The 15,316-nt window shown below is 68.5% G+C and carries 13 protein-coding genes; 10 read left to right on the forward strand and 3 right to left on the reverse strand.

Features of this window, described 5'->3' with window-relative positions; translation table 11 throughout:
- The 6 genes from HR086_RS21885 to menE form a co-directional block, all read left to right on the forward strand.
- Positions 1-190 (forward strand): chorismate-binding protein (locus HR086_RS21885; RefSeq protein ID WP_174466567.1); only part of this gene is annotated, 190 nt, incomplete at its 5' end.
- The gene (gene menD / locus HR086_RS21890; protein WP_174466568.1) at positions 174-1,943 is read left to right on the forward strand and encodes a 2-succinyl-5-enolpyruvyl-6-hydroxy-3-cyclohexene-1-carboxylic-acid synthase; all 1,770 of its coding nucleotides are present in this window, start codon (positions 174-176) and stop codon (positions 1,941-1,943) included. The genes HR086_RS21885 and menD, both read left to right, overlap by 17 nt.
- The gene (gene menH / locus HR086_RS21895; RefSeq protein WP_174455337.1) at positions 1,934-2,794 is read left to right on the forward strand and encodes a 2-succinyl-6-hydroxy-2,4-cyclohexadiene-1-carboxylate synthase; all 861 of its coding nucleotides are present in this window, start codon (positions 1,934-1,936) and stop codon (positions 2,792-2,794) included. The genes menD and menH overlap by 10 nt, the downstream gene beginning before the upstream one ends.
- Positions 2,791-3,714, forward strand: coding sequence for a 1,4-dihydroxy-2-naphthoate polyprenyltransferase (locus HR086_RS21900; RefSeq protein ID WP_373564337.1), 924 nt, complete (start codon positions 2,791-2,793; stop codon positions 3,712-3,714). The genes menH and HR086_RS21900 overlap by 4 nt, the downstream gene beginning before the upstream one ends.
- Before the next feature lie 9 nt (positions 3,715-3,723).
- On the forward strand, positions 3,724-4,884 hold the full coding sequence (locus tag HR086_RS21905; RefSeq protein WP_174466570.1) for a mandelate racemase/muconate lactonizing enzyme family protein: 1,161 nt from the start codon (positions 3,724-3,726) through the stop codon (positions 4,882-4,884).
- Complete coding sequence (menE, locus tag HR086_RS21910) at positions 4,881-6,323, forward strand: o-succinylbenzoate--CoA ligase (RefSeq protein ID WP_174466571.1); 1,443 nt, start codon at positions 4,881-4,883, stop codon at positions 6,321-6,323. The genes HR086_RS21905 and menE overlap by 4 nt, the downstream gene beginning before the upstream one ends.
- A 270-nt stretch (positions 6,324-6,593) precedes the next feature.
- Here the strand turns inward: menE and HR086_RS21915 are convergent, their stop codons facing one another.
- Entirely contained in the window at positions 6,594-6,806 is a 213-nt protein-coding gene (locus tag HR086_RS21915) for a hypothetical protein (protein ID WP_141645890.1), read from the reverse strand.
- A gap of 364 nt (positions 6,807-7,170) precedes the next feature.
- Between HR086_RS21915 and HR086_RS21920 the strand changes: the two genes are divergently transcribed.
- Complete coding sequence (locus HR086_RS21920) at positions 7,171-8,838, forward strand: bifunctional 3-(3-hydroxy-phenyl)propionate/3-hydroxycinnamic acid hydroxylase (protein ID WP_217441900.1); 1,668 nt, start codon at positions 7,171-7,173, stop codon at positions 8,836-8,838.
- 97 nt (positions 8,839-8,935) lie between these two features.
- Here HR086_RS21920 and HR086_RS21925 read toward each other — a convergent pair whose 3' ends face one another.
- On the reverse strand, positions 8,936-9,685 hold the full coding sequence (locus HR086_RS21925) for a hypothetical protein (RefSeq protein ID WP_141645892.1): 750 nt from the start codon (positions 9,683-9,685) through the stop codon (positions 8,936-8,938).
- A 20-nt stretch (positions 9,686-9,705) separates the two neighbouring features.
- Positions 9,706-11,850 carry a hypothetical protein gene (locus tag HR086_RS21930; RefSeq protein ID WP_174462103.1) on the reverse strand — a complete coding sequence of 715 codons (2,145 nt, stop codon included), beginning with the start codon at positions 11,848-11,850 and terminating at the stop codon, positions 9,706-9,708.
- Between the two features lie 528 nt (positions 11,851-12,378).
- Here HR086_RS21930 and HR086_RS21935 point away from each other — a divergent pair.
- The 3 genes from HR086_RS21935 to mdh all read left to right on the forward strand — a co-directional run bounded on the left by HR086_RS21935 (position 12,379) and on the right by mdh (position 15,269).
- Positions 12,379-12,810, forward strand: a complete 432-nt coding sequence (locus HR086_RS21935; RefSeq protein ID WP_254626419.1) for a sensor histidine kinase — start codon at positions 12,379-12,381, stop codon at positions 12,808-12,810.
- 183 nt (positions 12,811-12,993) lie between these two features.
- Positions 12,994-14,292: an NADP-dependent isocitrate dehydrogenase gene (gene icd, locus HR086_RS21940; RefSeq protein WP_174466574.1), complete on the forward strand. Its 1,299-nt coding sequence runs from the start codon at positions 12,994-12,996 to the stop codon at positions 14,290-14,292.
- 32 nt (positions 14,293-14,324) lie between these two features.
- Positions 14,325-15,269 (forward strand): malate dehydrogenase, encoded by a 945-nt coding sequence (gene mdh, locus HR086_RS21945; RefSeq protein ID WP_141645896.1) that lies wholly within the window; start codon positions 14,325-14,327, stop codon positions 15,267-15,269.
- The last annotated feature ends 47 nt before the right edge of the window (positions 15,270-15,316 follow it).

The following is a 15,316-nucleotide window of genomic DNA, read 5'->3' on the forward strand; positions in this document are numbered from 1 at the left end:
GGTGGGGCCGGGGCGTGCGCACCTGATGGTGGGGTTGCGCTCGGCGCGGGTGCGGGGCTCGCGGGCCCGGCTGTTCGTGGGTTGCGGAATCGTGGCCGGCTCCATCGCGGAGGCGGAGTGGCGGGAGACGGAGATGAAGAGTCTGGCCGTGTTGCGTGCGTTGGGAGGCGGGGATGTCGGGCGACAGTAATCTCAACCTGCTGTGGGCTCGCGCGCTCGTGGAGGAGTTGGTTCGCGGTGGCGCGCGGCACGCGGTGGTGTGCCCGGGCTCGCGCTCCTCGCCGCTGGCGATTGCGTGTGCTCGCGCGGAGGGCCTGCGCACCTGGTCCGTCATCGACGAGCGCAGCGCCGGTTTCTTCGGGCTGGGGCTCGCGAAGCAGTCACGTGCGCCAGTGATTCTCGTGGCCACGAGCGGCACTGCGGGCGCGCATTTCTATCCCGCGGTCATCGAGGCCTCGCTGTCCCAGGTGCCCCTGATTGTACTCACGGCGGACCGCCCGCTGGAGCTGCAGGGGTGGGGCGCGGCGCAGACGGTTCCCCAGGCCCGCTTTTATGGCGAGCATGCGCGCAGCTTCACGGACGTGGGCGTCCCCGAGGCCAGTGATGTGGCGCTGATCCACCTGCGCGCGACCGCCGCCCGGGCTGTGTCCACCGCGCTGCGCGCGCCGCGGGGCGCCGTGCAGCTCAACGTCCCCTTCCGCGAGCCGCTCGCGCCCGTGACGGAGGCCTTCGGTGAGGAGCGCCTGTCCGCGCTGTCGAAGGCGGGCCGCGTGGGTGCGCCGCTCACGCGAATCGTGCCTCCTACTCCGATGCCGGATGCGGCGGTGCTGGAGTCGCTGCGTCAGCGCATCGCCGCGACGGAGCGGGGTGTCATTGTCTGTGGTCCTCGCGACGAGGCGGACGGGTTCGCCGACGCCATCTCCGCGCTGTCCCAGGCCACGGGCTACCCCGTGCTCGCCGAGGCGACGTCCCAGGCGCGTTATGGCGGTGGGCCGCTCACGCTCTCGTATTACGACGCGCTGTTGCGCCACGCGCCCTTTGCTCGGACGCACCGCCCGGAGTTGGTGTTGCGCTTCGGTGGCGGGCTGACGCCCAAATCGCCGCAGCAATGGGTGGAGGCGTCGGGCTCGGACGTCGTCCTCTTCAGTGATGGGGGCGCGTTGTTCGACCCGACGCATCGCGCGTCGACGGTGGTGGAAGGCTCGGCGGTGGCGGCCTGCGCGGCGCTGGCGAAGGGACAGACTCGGGGCCCGGGACGGTGGGCGCAGGGCTTCCTCGCGGCGGAGCGACTGGCGCGAGGCGCGCTCGAGGCCGCCTTCGCCGAGCGGCCCGACCAGCTCAGCGAGCCGCGCATCGCCCGCGAGGTGGTGGCCGCGCTTCCCGCGGAGGCTCCGCTGTTCGTCTCCAGCAGCATGCCCATTCGCGACGTGGATGCCTTCGCTCCGGCGGGTCCCGTGCCGCTGCGGGTGCTGGCCAACCGTGGGGCGAATGGCATCGACGGCATCATCTCCAGCGCGCTGGGCATGGCCGCCGCGGCCTCGCGTCCCGCCGTGCTGCTCACGGGTGACCTGGCGCTGCTGCACGACGTGGGGGCCTTCGTCACGGCCGCGCGCGCCCGGGTGCCACTGACGGTGGTCGCCGTGAACAACGACGGCGGCGGCATCTTCTCGTTCCTGCCCATCGCCCAGGCGGCGAAGCCGGACGAGTTCGAGACGCTGTTCGGCACGCCGCACGGCGTGGACCTGTCGCACGCGGCGGCGCTGGGCGGAGCGCGACTGCACCGGCCGACGACGCCCTCGGCGTTGCGGTCAGCGGTGCGTGAAGGGCTCGAAGGCGGCCTGCATCTCGTGGAGGTGCGCGTGGACCGGGCCGCCAACGTGGATGACCATCGGCAGCTCTTCGCGAGGATGGCCGCCGCACTGGGAGACGGACCATGGGCGTGACACTGGCCTACGAGACGTGGGGAGAAGGCTCCCGGCCCCTCGTGCTGCTGCACGGCTTCACCGGCAACCGGGCTTCGTTCAACGGGTTGCGGCCATTGATGGGGCGCTCCGTGCGAGCCATCGCGGTGGACCTGCCAGGACATGGCGCCACACCGCTGCCCGAGCGACAGGGCCGCGACGGCTTCCTGGAGACGGTGGACGCGCTGGTGGCCCTGGTGGACTCGCTCGGCGCGGGCACGGTGGATTTGCTCGGATATTCGCAGGGTGCGCGGGTGGCCCTGGCCGCGTCCGTGCGTGCGCCGGACCGGTTCGGTCGGCTCATCATGGAGAGCGGCTCGCCGGGGTTGCACCGCCGTCAGGAGCGTTCCGCGCGACGTGAGGCGGACGCGCAGCTCGCGGCGTTCATCCGCGCCCGGGGTGTGGACGCCTTCGTGGAACGCTGGGAAGCGCTGCCCCTGTTCGACAGCCTTCGCACCATGCCCGAGGAGCGCCGTGACACGCTGCGCGCGCACCGTCGAGGCTGCACCGTGGAGGGGCTCGCCGGCGCACTCGAGTGCCTGGGGCTTGGAGTACAACCGGATTACTGGTCGGAGCTTCATCACCAGCGACTGCCCACGTTGCTGCTCACGGGAGCGCGGGACGAGAAGTTCACGCAGACGGCGCGCAAGATGGCGACGGAGCTTCCGGTGGTGTGGCGACATGCCTTCTCGGATTGCGGCCACGCGCCGCACCTGGAGGCACCGGAGGACTACGTCCGGGAGGTGCTGGGCTTCCTCCAGACGCCCTGGTTCGAGGCGCCCCAGTTCGAGGCCGTTGCTCCGGTGGCGAGTTCAGGGAGGGTGAATCCGTGAGTACGTCCGTCCCTGGAGCCCCCGTGGCGATGGCGAAGCCTCGACCCACGGTGAAGACGTGGTTGCTGGCGGTTCGTCCCAAGACACTGACGGCGGCGCTGGTGCCGGTGCTGGTGGGAACGACGCTCGCGTTCGGCCTGGGAGTGGGGCGCATCGTCCCGGCCCTCGCGGCGCTCCTGGGCGCGGTGCTCATCCAGATCGGCACCAACTTCATCAACGACTACTACGACTTCAAGAAGGGCGCGGACACGCACGAGCGACTCGGCCCGGTGCGAGTCACGCAGAGCGGGCTCATCGCGCCGAGCACGGTGCTCGTGGGCGCGGCGGTCTGCTTCGCCCTGGCGACGGCCGTGGGGGCGTACCTGGTCGCGGTGGGCGGCTTGCCCATCGTCGCCATCGGGCTCGCGTCGCTCCTCTGTGGCTACGCCTACACGGGTGGGCCGTTTCCCCTGGGCTACAACGGCCTGGGCGACCTCTTTGTCTTCATCTTCTTCGGGCTCGTCGCGGTGACGGGGACCTTCTACGTTCAGGCCGGCACGGTGCATCCGGCGGCGTGGTGGGCGGCGATTCCGGTGGGCGCGAGCGGCACCATGCTCATCGTCGTCAACAACCTGCGGGACGTCACCACGGACGTGAAGGCGGGCAAGCGGACGCTGGCGGTGCGCTGGGGGACGACGGCGGGGAAGGCCGAGTACGTGCTGCTGCTCCTGGCCGCGTTCGCCACGCCCATCGCGATGTTCGTGCTGGGACTTGCCGGACCCTGGGTCTTTCTGTCGTTCCTGAGCCTGCCCCTGGCGGTGCCGCCACTGAAGCGGGTGCTGCGAGAGCAGGGGGCCGCGCTGAACCCGGCGTTGGGGGGGACCGCGCGCTTCCAACTCTTCTTCGGCGTGCTGTTCGGCCTGGGCCTGTACCTGCGATGATGTGAGTCCATGCGTATTGTTCAGGCGACGCTGACCCCGCTGCGGTTGGAACTGCTCCAGCCCTTGAAGACGGCCCGAGGCTCCTACTCCGCGCGCGAGGGCTTCCTCGTGAGGCTCGAGGATGAGGACGGGAATGTGGGACTCGGAGAGGCGATGCCGCTGCCGGAGTTCGGCACGGAGTCCTTGTCCGTGTGCGGCGAGGTGCTGGGGGCGTGGCTGTCGTCGCTGAAGGGCCAGCTCCTGGGCGACTCGGTGCGCGCGGTCGAGGACACGTTGTCTCCCTTCCCGCCGACGGTGGCGCGTGGCGAGGGCGTTCGTGTCCGGGCCCGTCATCCCGCGCCACCGGGCCCCGTGCCCGCCGCTGAGCATGCGCTGGAGCTGGCCCTGTTGGACCTGCTCGCGAAGCGCCAGGGCGTGCCGCTGTGCTGGCTGCTGGCCGAGGAGTCGCGTCCCGAAGTGCTGGTGAACGCGCTGCTGAGCGAGGAGGCGCCGGAGGCATTGGCGGAGGAGGCTCGGCGTGCGGTGGCCGAAGGTTACGGGACGCTGAAGCTGAAGGTGGCGACGCGTTCGCTGGAGGCGGACGAGCAGCGCGTGAAGGCGGTGCGCGAGGCCGTGGGGCCGGACGTGAAGCTGCGGTTGGACGCGAATGGCGGTTGGTCCGAGCCGGACGCGAAGCGCGCGCTCGACAAGCTGGGCTGGTACGGCCTGGAGTTGGTGGAGCAGCCAACGCCGCCGGAAGACCTGTCGGCTCTGTGGCGTGTGCAGCGAAGGGCGCCGTGCATGGTGGCGGCGGATGAGTCGCTCGGCTCACCGGAAACGCTGCGTGCCCTGCTGTCGGTAGACCCGCTGTTGGGCGGTGGACCGGCGGTGGGCGCGGTGGTGCTCAAGCCGATGGTGCTGGGCGGACTGCTCCCCGGACTCGTGGTGGCGATGCGGGCCGCGCGGTTGGGAATGCAGGCGTATGTGACGAGCTCGCTGGATGGCGTGGTGGCCCGAGCGGGCGCCGCGCACCTGGCGGCCGCGCTGCCTTCGGGGTCGCTGGCCTCGGGGCTCGCGGTGGGGCGTCTCTTCGCGCATGAGCCCGCCGTGCATGAGTACCAGCCCGTGCACGGGCGCATCCGTCTTCCGGAGTCGCCTGGACTGGGCCTGGATGCCGGGGTGGTGGTGTGACGAAGTTCGGGTGCCCCATTCGCGAAGGGGCCTCGCGTCAACCGGACGGGGAGGCACTCACCTTCGCGGGGCGCTCCTGGAACTACGGCGCACTGGATGCGGAGGTGCGTCGGTGGGTGGCCGCGCTGGAGGCTCGCGGAGTTGGCAAGGGCCATCGCGTCTGTGTGCTGGCGACGAATCACGCGGCCTGTGTGTTCCTCTTCTGGGCCGTGGGCCGCGTCGGAGCCGTGCTGGCGCCGCTTAATGCGCGCCTCACCCGCGTGGAGTTGGAGCCCCTGTCCCAGGATGTCGAGCCGGGTTTGACGCTCGCACTGGGGACACTGCGTGAGCGGCTTGTCGGCGCGGAGGTGTTGGAGACCTTCGCGGCCGAGGCCTCTTCTGACACGTGCGTGGAGCTGGAAGAACACGAGCCTCGGGTCGTCCTCTTCACCAGTGGGACGACGGGAAGGCCCAAGGGCGCGGTGCTGACGGAGGGGAACTTCCGGGCGTCGTCGCGCGGGTCCGCGGCGAACCTGGGAGAACACCCGGCGCCCCGTTGGCTCGGGACGTTGCCGCTGTTCCATGTCGGTGGCCTCGCGATGCTGACGCGCACGGCGTACGAGGGAGGCTGTCTCGTGCTGCACGAGCGCTTCGACGCGGAAACCACGAGTCGTGCCATCGACGAGGAGAAGGTGTCTCACGTCAGTCTCGTCGCCACCACGCTGGAGCGGGTGCTGGATGTCCGTGCTGGGCGACGGGTGCCTGAGACTTTCAAGGTGGCGCTGATTGGCGGAGGGCCGGTGCCCGTGCCCTTGCTGGAGCGGGCGCGCGCCGTGGGCTTGCTCGCACTCCAGACGTACGGGCTCACCGAGGCGTGCTCGCAGGTGACGACCGAGCGGCCCTCCGAAGCGGATGGTCGGACGGCGGGTCCACCGCTCCCGGGGATGGAGGTTCGCATCGTCGGTGAGCGCGGCGAGGTGCGAGGCCCCGGGCAGGAAGGCGACATCGAGGTGCGCGGGCCCACGGTGATGGCGGGCTATTGGCGCAGGCCCGAGGCCACGAGTGAAGTCTTGCGAGAGGGCTGGCTGCGCACGAAAGACCTCGGTGTGCTTAACGCACGGGGCAGGCTCACGGTGCTGTCGCGCCGCACGGACCTCATCGTTCGGGGCGGTGAGAACATCTACCCGGCCGAGGTGGAGGCGGTGCTCGCCAATCATCCCTCGGTGCAGGAGGCCGCGGTCGTCGGCGTGGCAGACCCACGCTGGGGCGAAGTGCCCGTGGCCTTCCTCGCGCTGCGCGTGGGGCAGTCGCGTCCCGAGGTGGAGGCGATGGAGGCCTGGGGCCGCCAATCGCTCGCGGGCTTCAAGTTGCCCGCTCGGTTCATCTGGGTGGATGCCCTGCCACGCAATGCCATGGGGAAGCTGGAGCGCTCCTCGTTGCGCAAGGCCGCCGAGGACTGAACGCGGCGCCCTTCACACCCCTTCGCCGAAGTTCGGCGCGTGACACTGGGCGTCCTGGTGAGAACCCGGTAGTCTGAGGTGGGAGTGGATTGATGTGTCAATCAATCGTGAGACAAACCGCTTTCGCCAGAGCCCTTCCCTCGGATGGGAGCTTTCGTGAGGCCCCTTGAAGGGACCGTTCACTTGCTCACCCTCGACGAGGGGGCCGGGGCTCCTGGTGGGGACGTGACGCCGGAAGCCGGGAGACTTCCGGCGAGCGTCAGGCCCGAATCAGGACTCCGAGACCGGGTGGCCCCAGGGATTGGTGCGAGGATACTCACGCAGCATCGCGCTCAGCCGGTACGCCGCCGCCACGGTGGCGCTGACGCGCACCCGCCGGGTCAGGGAGGCTCCACGGGCCGCCGCCGCGCCCAGCCGCGCGGCCTGCTGCGCGAGCTGTCGCTCCACCTCGGGGGACCAGCGGGAGAATTCGAGCCATTCCATCGGACTGCTCCTTCGCGAACTTCGCGTGAGGGGGAAGCGCCACCAAAGCATCCGTCGATCCCCGAAAGCACGACGCCGCGCGTTGCCCACGACGTCTGTGCTGCTTTCCCGACAGGGTCTCCGTCGCTACTCGACACTGCGATTTCATGCGGACGCAAATCTTGAAGCTCACGAGGAATGAGCACCCACTTGAGCCCACGACGGGAATCCGCCGGGTAGGGAGCACCCCTCGCTTGAAACGGAAAACATCCGGGAGTGATTGGAAATTCTGCCCGAGAGGTGAATCTCAAGCAGGCAAGGAATCCTCCCCCAGGCGTTCTTTGAACCAAGAGGCACTTGATAAATCCAAGGCCTGGCCTGGGGGATGAATCAAAGGCAGCTCAACAAGCACGACACCCGGAGGGCGGACGTGGCTCCTGAAACTGTTGATGTCATCATCGTGGGATGTGGACCGGTCGGAGCGATGGCAGCCAATCTGCTAGGGCTCCAAGGCGTGAGGACCCTGGTGGTGGAGAAGGAGCTGTCCGCGCATGGTCAGTCCCGCGCCATCAGCGTGGATGACGAGGCGCAGCGAATCTTCCAGTCCGCGGGGCTGGAGGGCGAGCTGGGGCCGGGCTTCCATCCGTGCCACACACTGCGCTACCTCGATGACCGGCTGCGCTCGCTCGCGGAGGTGGACTTCGCGAACCTGGACCAGCCGTTCGGCCACTACGTCGGCGCCTTCTTCCAGCAGCCTCGCATGGAGGCGGTGCTGCGCCGGGGCATGGCGCGCTTCGAGCACGTGGAGCTGTGGCAGGGCCGCGAGGTCGAGTCCTTCGTGCAGGACGGTGAGGGAATCACCGTGCGCGTGCGTGAGTGCGGCACCGAGAAGTCCGTGACGGTGAGGGCGCGCTACCTGCTGGCCTGTGATGGCTCCCACAGCACCATCCGCCGCAAGCTGGACCTGAAGCTGGAGGGCACCACCGCGCTGGAGCACTCACTGGCCATCACCGTGAGCACGGCGTCTCCAGAGCCCGACTACACCAGCTACCTGTGTGGCCCGAACCGGCGGGGGTTCATCGCGCGCACGGCGCGGGACGAGATGCGCTTCGACATCATCGTGGACCCGGGCGCGGACCTGGAGGCCGTGCGCCAGCCCGAGCATGTGCGCTCGCTCATCTCGCACTACGTCGACCCGGCGACGGTGACGATTCGCTCGGTCAACGTCCACTCGTACCACAGCCGGATCGTGGACCGCTGGCGGGTGGGACGCGCCTTCCTGCTCGGAGACGCGGCGCACCTGATGCCGCCCTTCCTGGGCCAGGGCCTGTGCGCGGGCTTTCGCGACGCGGCGAACGTGACGTGGAAGCTGGCGCGGGTGCTGGACGGCTCGGCGGATGACTCGCTGCTGGACACGTACGAGCGCGAGCGGCGTGGCCACGTCTCGGAGGTCATCAAGAGCTCGGATGCGATGGGCCGGATGATGATGACGGGAGGCCAGGTGCTGGCGCGCGCGCGCAACGTGCTCATCCAGGTGCTCTACCGGCTGCCCGTCACCGGAGAGTTCATCCGCCAGTTCAAGGTGAAGCCCGCATTCGCGCTGGAGAAGGGCTTCATCCTCGGCACGCAGCGGGCGAAGGCCGCTCCGGAAGGCACCTACTTCCCGCAGCCGCGCGTGGAAGCCACGGAGGGGCAGCGGGTGTTGATGGACCACGTGCTCGGCGACGGCTTCGTCGTGCTGACGCGGCCCGGTGCCTCGCAGGACACGCAGCGCGAGGCGCGCGCGCTGGCGGCGGAGCTGGGCGCGCGGGCGTGGTCCGTGCTCTCCGCGGAGCGCATCGGCGAGCCTCCTCCGGACGCGTTCGTGGACACGGAAGGCCGGCTCGGCGCGTGGTTCTCACGGCACGACAAGGACGTGGTGGTGCTGCGTCCGGACCGGTACGTGTTCGGCACGGCCACGGGGCCTCGCCTCGACGGGCTTCGTCGCGCGCTGCGAGGTCTCATCCGTCCCCGTCCGCGGGGTGGCGCCTCGGAGGTTCGTCGGGCCGGGTAGGGGAGGGCGTGGAAAAAGTCGACGGGGCGCCCGGGCCAGAACATGGCCACAGGCGCCCCGGAGTCGGGCATGGCTGGACTTTCCGCCCGACGGGACGTCAGGCCGCGGCGGCGGGCTTGAGCAGGCCCTGGGCGCGCTCGACGCAGTCGCCCATGAAGCGCAGGTAGATGTCGAGCGCCAGGGCGCCCGTCTTGCCGATGACCTCGGCCTTCTCGGGCACCTGGGTCAGCAGCTTGCCCAGCATCACCTCGTTGAGGGCGGTGTGGCCCACGTCGATCTCCGCGTGCTCCTTGACGAAGGACATCGCCTCCATGATGTCCTCGCCACACACGCGCTTGGCCTGCTCCATCAGCCCGGGCGCGAAGACGACCGACAGGTTCTCGATTTCATATTCGATCGCGACCTGGGCGGCGGGCATGGGACCGACGATGGTGTCCTCGTGGATCTTCCGGTACTCCACCATGGCCTGCGTGGGCACCTGGTTCAGCAGCGCCGTCGCATCCAACTGGGGACCGCGCTTGGCATTCCACCGGGCGACGAGGCTCTTGGTGTCCTCGATCATCATCAGGTGGTGGCCTTCCTCGTGCTTCGCGTGGGTGATGAGCTTCTCGCCCACGTCCTTGAGGCCCATCTTCACGGTGGCCTCGCCCGCGCGGCGGATCCAGCCGTCCACCGGCTCCGTCATGTACACGCCCAGCGAGTTGAGCTGGATGAGGAAGCCTTCCACGAGCGCGGGGTCCACGTTCGGATCCAGCAACGTCTGGAGCGCGGGGGAGGACTTGAGGCGCTCGCGCACCTCGACCACGTGGGGAACATACTTCTGCTCCACGAGTTGCTTGTTGCTCATGTCTGAACCTCTAGGGCGTGTTAGCGAGGGTTGTGGGCGCCACGGCGCCCGATGGTCAGCTCACTGATGTGCTCGAGGAAGTCGGGAATCAGCTTGGAGGAGATGATCCACATGAATGGATCAGGCCCTCCGTGGATGCCGGCCTCCTGCACGTAATCCCCCCCCTCGTCCTCACACAGGAAGTGGAACGAGGTGCGGCGGCGCGCTGCGTACCAACGGCGCGCGGCGTCCACCAGGGCGACATAGGTGGACGGTCCTTCTTCGGTCAGTGAGAACAGGCGGGCCATGTCCAGCAGGCAGTACAGGTTCGTGCCCCGCTGACCCAGCTCCAGCACCGTCGCCGCCACGGGCACGCCGCCCCGCCGCGCGACCAGGATCTCTCGCTCACGCTCGAGACCGAATTCCTTCCAGCGCGCCTGCACCGGGCGCATGTCGATGCGCTCCCGCGTGAAGTCCAGCGCTTCCACGTAGCAGGCCGGGCGCGTGCGAGCGATGGAGTCCGCCAGCAGCGTCAGCTCTTGCGGCGTGGCGAGCCCCACCTGGATGCCCTCGTGGCTGCGGCCCGTCTGCTCGTGGGTGAGCACGTCCAGCATGTGGACCTTGCGGGTGAAGGCCAGGCCCTGGCCCGTCTCCATCTGCCGCTCGGCGTAGCGCACGTGCGCCTTGGCGATCCACGGGTTGAGGGCCTCCACGTAGGCCACCACCCAGCGAAAGTCCGGGTCGCTCTGCGGGTGCTCGAACGTGCGCACGTACAGGTCGCGCATGATCTGCCCGGGCTCCTGCACGCTCGGCGGCGGCTTGCCGGGGCGCTTGGCGACCTGATGCCCCATCCACGCGTGGCGGTAGGGCTTCATGAAGGACAGCGTCGCCTCGGGCCCGCGCTCGGACGGCCACACCGCCTGGCAGAACAGCTGCGGAATCTCCGCGCCGCGCTTCGCCATGCCGCGGAAGGCCAGTCGCAGCTCCTCGAACTCCTCGGTGGACTTGCCCGCCAGGCTGAAGAAGCCGGAGCGGGTGAACAAATCCCACAGCCCGTCCTCCATGTCCTCGCTGGTTCGAGTCGCGGGGGACGTCGTCTGCGACACGAAGCGCACCCAGCGCGCCTCGTCCACGGAGTAGGGCTGCACGCTCAGGCCGCACAGCACGTGGCCATCCGCGCGGGGGCTGGTGACGTAGCGGATCTCTCCGCGCAACGTCAGCGTCTGGCCCGCGCCCGTCTCCAACTCGATGTGGGGCGGCAGCAGGCCGGGGAACATCAGGTCCTCCGGCTTGCAGCGGATGCACAGGCCGGAGAAGGACAGGTCCACCGCGTCGCGCGTCAGCTCGCCCAGCTCGCGCCAGAGCGGGTGGTGGAAGCGCACGCTCGCGCCCGTGGGGGCGGGGACCCGGCGGTGCCAGCGATGACGGATGCGGGAGATGCGCGCGGGCATCGGCGTGAAGAGCCGATCTCCGTCCATGCCGCCCGCATCCAGCCGCATGCGGTACGCGCTGTTGTAGCCGATGACGTCCACGTCGTAGGGCGCCTCGCCCCACTCGGCGACCGCCTCCTCCGTGCGCCACTCCAACTGGGCCGTCGCCGAGTTGAAGCGCTCCAGCACCATGCGCACCGAGCGGCCCATCCGTCGCAGCACGCCCTTGTTACCGGAGGCGCAGATGGCGGTGAGGATGGAGCGGATGCGCTCCGGCTGCTCGATGATGTCCTGCATCGGCATCGCGGAAGCGGCGGGCTCCGCCACGCCATTGCGCAGGGCATCCGCGAGCATCGAGAGAATCTGCCGGCCCTGCTCCACGGTGACTCCCACGAGCTGCAGGCCCACGGGCGCGCTCGCCGTCTCGGAGTCGGTGCGGATGAACGCGCCCACCAGCGGCCCAATCGTGACGCCAAGACCCTTGAGGAAGACGGGCAGGGTGGGCGCCTCGGCGTGATTCACGGGGCCGCGAGGCATCACCCAGACCACCGTGGGGCTCAACCGCGTCACCTCGCCAATGGTTCCTTCCAGCGAACCCAGCGAACAGGTGATGGCGTTCGGCCCCCGGCCATGCAGCGAATAGCCCGAGTCATCCAGCGCGGCTTCCGCTGGCGGCAGCGGAATCACATTGATGAATGCGTCTCGGCTATCGAACTCGACCGTCCGCCGGTCGGAGAGCGGGTTTCCCCCTTCCATGTCCAGGAGCCCCCTTCTCCGGTAGTGAGGAACGCCTGATGCGGATGGCGAAGTTGCAAGCACAACAGTTCCTCCCTGCTCCAGCGGTGCTGCGGTGGGCGGCATTTCGCTATGGGTCCGTATCATACGGAGTCGGCAGGAACAGTCAAATCGAATTTGTGCAGCCTTGCTGTTTTCGTCAAGGCGGGAATCTAGGTCACTGGGTCAACCGTGACAGGTCATTTCTCCAAGTTTCACGAACTGTATGCCCAGCACCCGACAACGCCACCGCCAAGATGTCGCGCAACTGTAATGTCACCAGTCAACCACGCTCTGAGTGCTTTCTCGTAGTGAAATGGAGCGAGTCGGATTGCTCCAGTAAACTCCCTCCGGCACGCCAACCAGATGAGGTGAGCGATGACCGCGGCACGGGATTGGGTGGGCAGGACTTCGGGTGAAGCAGGGGACGGTGTCGGACACCCTGCGCGCGCCCCTCGTCTGGAGTCGGTGGAGGGGCCAGACTTCCACCAGGTGGATGTGGCGGCGCTCATGCGTGAATCCATGGAATTGCTGGAAGCCGCGCGAAGAATACACGGCATCGCGGTGAACCTGGAACTTCCGGATGAAGCCGTGCTGACCCGCACGGGGCTCCGACGTACACGGCAGGTGTTGTTGTTGTTGCTGGCCCACGCCGCCGACCTTGCCGGGGAAAGCGGGGTTCGCGTGTCATTGGATCCACCCGATGACTTTGGAGACGAGGGGCCTCGCTTCCAGGTGGTGACGCCGGATGCGCACCTCTCCGAGCGGGAGCTCCGGGCCGTCTTCCTGTCGCCCATGTTGGTGGGGCCCACCCACCGGCGGCTGGCGCGCGCCCGGGAGCTGGTGGAGTCCGTGGGCGGCACCCTGGATGTGGTGCGCGGCGCGGAGTCGGGGCTCACCGTGACGGTGGATCTGCCCGCGCCGGGCCTGGCCTGCTGGTAGTCCGGCCGGCGAGGACATCGAGCGCTCGGGGGCGTGCGGGAGGTTCGTCCTCTCGTGCCGCGCCGCTGGGTCCGATAAGTCCTGCAACCTGGAGGGGTGGCCAAACTCCTTGACGGGAGGGGGGCGGGTTCTCGACTATCCCGCGCCAATTCTTACACGGCCACACCTTCCAGGAGTACGTCCATGGCGCCCCCGTCGTCCGGCGAGAAGATCACCCTCCAGAACGGCAAGCTGTCCGTCCCGGATCACCCGATCATCCCTTACATCGAGGGCGACGGCACTGGCCGCGACATCTGGCGCGCCTCCCAGGCCGTCTTCGACGCCGCGGTGGAGAAGGCCTACAAGGGCAAGAAGAAGATCGCCTGGTACGAGGTGCTCGCCGGCGAGAAGTCCTTCAAGGCGGTCAACAACTGGCTGCCGGATGAGACCGTCGAAGCCTTCCGCACCTATCTGGTCGGCATCAAGGGCCCGTTGACGACGCCGGTGGGCGGCGGCATCCGCTCGCTGAACGTCGCGCTGCGCCAGATGCTGGACCTGTACGTCTGCCTGCGTCCCGTACGCTACTTCAAGGGCGTGCCCAGCCCGGTGAAGACGCCGGACAAGGTGGACATGACCATCTTCCGTGAGAACACGGAGGACATCTACACGGGCATCGAGTTCGAGGCCGGCACCCCGGCGGCGGACAAGTTCCTGGCCCTGCTGAAGCAGGAGTTCCCGAAGGAGTTCGGGAAGATCCGCTTCCCCTCCGACGTGGGCATCGGCCTGAAGCCGGTGTCCCATGAGGGCAGCGACCGGCTCATCCGCGCGGCCATCCAGTACGCGGTGGACCACAAGCGCAAGAGCGTGACGCTGGTCCACAAGGGCAACATCATGAAGTTCACCGAGGGCGCCTTCCGCAAGTGGGGCTACGAGCTGGCCGCCCGGGAGTTCGGTGACAAGGTCTACACCTGGGACCAGTGGGAAGTGACGAAGGCCGCCAAGGGTGAGGACGCGGCCAACGCGGAGCAGAAGGCCGCCGTCGCCGCCGGGAAGATCATCATCAAGGACTCCATCGCGGACATCACCCTGCAGCAGGTGCTCACGCGTCCCGACGAGTTCGACGTCATCGCCACGCTGAACCTCAACGGCGACTACCTGTCGGACGCGCTCGCGGCCCAGGTGGGCGGCATCGGCATCGCGCCGGGCGGCAACATCAACTACGTCACCGGCCACGCCGTCTTCGAGGCGACGCACGGCACGGCGCCCAAGTACGCGGACCAGGACAAGGTGAACCCCGGCTCCGTCATCCTCTCCGCTGAGATGATGTTCCGGCACCTGGGCTGGCACGAGGCCGCGGACCTGATGATCCAGGGCATGGACCGCGCCATCGCCGCCAAGACGGTGACCTACGACTTCGCCCGCCTGATGAAGCAGGAAGGGCAGTCTGGCGTGAACGAGGTGAAGTGCTCCGAGTTCGGTCAGGCCATCATCAAGCACATGTAGTCCCCTCACGGGGAATGGGAGACGGCGAATCCATGGCTCAGAATCGCAAGAAGAAGATTGGCCTCATCGGCGGCGGGCAGATCGGCGGCAACCTCGCGCTGCTGGCGGTGCAGAAGTCGCTGGGTGACGTGTTCCTGTACGACATCCCGGTGGCCGAGGGTCTGGTCAAGGGCAAGGCGCTGGACATCAACCAGCTCGCGGCGGTGGACGGCTACGACTGTCGCGTCACCGGCACCACGGACTGGAAGGACGTCGCTGGCTCGGACGTGATCATCATCACGGCCGGCATGCCCCGCAAGCCGGGCATGAGCCGCGAGGATCTGCTCGAGATCAACCTCAAGATCATGAAGGACGTGGCTGCCAACATCAAGCAGCACGCCCCGGGCGCGTTCGTCATCAACGTGGCGAACCCGCTGGACGCGATGGTGTTCGCGCTCCACAAGATCGCGGAGCTGCCGGACAACATGGTGGTGGGCATGGCGGGCGTGCTGGATACCAGCCGCTTCAAGTGCTTCGTGGCGGAGGCCCTCGGCTGCTCCATCCGTGACGTGGAGGCGCTGGTGCTTGGCGGCCACGGCGACGACATGGTGCCCCTGGTGCGGCACAGCACCGTGGGCGGCGTGCCCCTCACGGAGCTCATCGCGAAGGACAAGCTGGACGCCATCGTCAAGCGCACCCGTGAGGGCGGCGCGGAGCTGGTCGGCCTGTACAAGACGGGCAGCGCCTACTTCGGGCCCGCGGCCTCCTCCATCGCCATGGCGGAGAGCTTCATCTTCGACCGCAAGCGCATCCTGCCGGGCGCGGCGCTGCTGAAGGGCCAGTACGGCATCAGCGACTACTTCTTCGGCGCTCCCATCCAGATTGGCGCGGGCGGCATCGAGAAGATCATCACCGTGGACCTCAACGAGGCCGAGAAGGCCGAGCTGGCGAAGTCCTTCCAGTCGGTGAAGAAGACGGTCGACTCCGTCAAGCTGTAGTCCGTTCCAGTCGTGGAGCCCGCCGGAAGCAGTCGGCGGGCTTCGCG

The sequence above is a fragment of the Myxococcus sp. CA039A genome (assembly GCF_013336645.1).
Taxonomy (GTDB): Bacteria; Myxococcota; Myxococcia; order Myxococcales; family Myxococcaceae; genus Myxococcus; species Myxococcus llanfairpwllgwyngyllgogerychwyrndrobwllllantysiliogogogochensis.

Bases quoted from the DNA above. Each gene is read 5' to 3' on its own strand.
- HR086_RS21925 (WP_141645892.1), bottom strand. From the start codon at position 9,685: ATGAGCAACAAGCAACTCGTGGAGCAGAAGTATGTTCCCCACGTGGTC.
- HR086_RS21930 (WP_174462103.1), bottom strand. From the start codon at position 11,850: ATGGAAGGGGGAAACCCGCTCTCCGACCGGCGGACGGTCGAGTTCGAT.
- HR086_RS21920 (WP_217441900.1), top strand. From the start codon at position 7,171: ATGAATCAAAGGCAGCTCAACAAGCACGACACCCGGAGGGCGGACGTG.
- HR086_RS21905 (WP_174466570.1), top strand. From the start codon at position 3,724: ATGCGTATTGTTCAGGCGACGCTGACCCCGCTGCGGTTGGAACTGCTC.
- HR086_RS21935 (WP_254626419.1), top strand. From the start codon at position 12,379: ATGCGTGAATCCATGGAATTGCTGGAAGCCGCGCGAAGAATACACGGC.
- menH (WP_174455337.1), top strand. From the start codon at position 1,934: ATGGGCGTGACACTGGCCTACGAGACGTGGGGAGAAGGCTCCCGGCCC.
- menD (WP_174466568.1), top strand. From the start codon at position 174: ATGTCGGGCGACAGTAATCTCAACCTGCTGTGGGCTCGCGCGCTCGTG.
- mdh (WP_141645896.1), top strand. From the start codon at position 14,325: ATGGCTCAGAATCGCAAGAAGAAGATTGGCCTCATCGGCGGCGGGCAG.
- HR086_RS21915 (WP_141645890.1), bottom strand. From the start codon at position 6,806: ATGGAATGGCTCGAATTCTCCCGCTGGTCCCCCGAGGTGGAGCGACAG.
- icd (WP_174466574.1), top strand. From the start codon at position 12,994: ATGGCGCCCCCGTCGTCCGGCGAGAAGATCACCCTCCAGAACGGCAAG.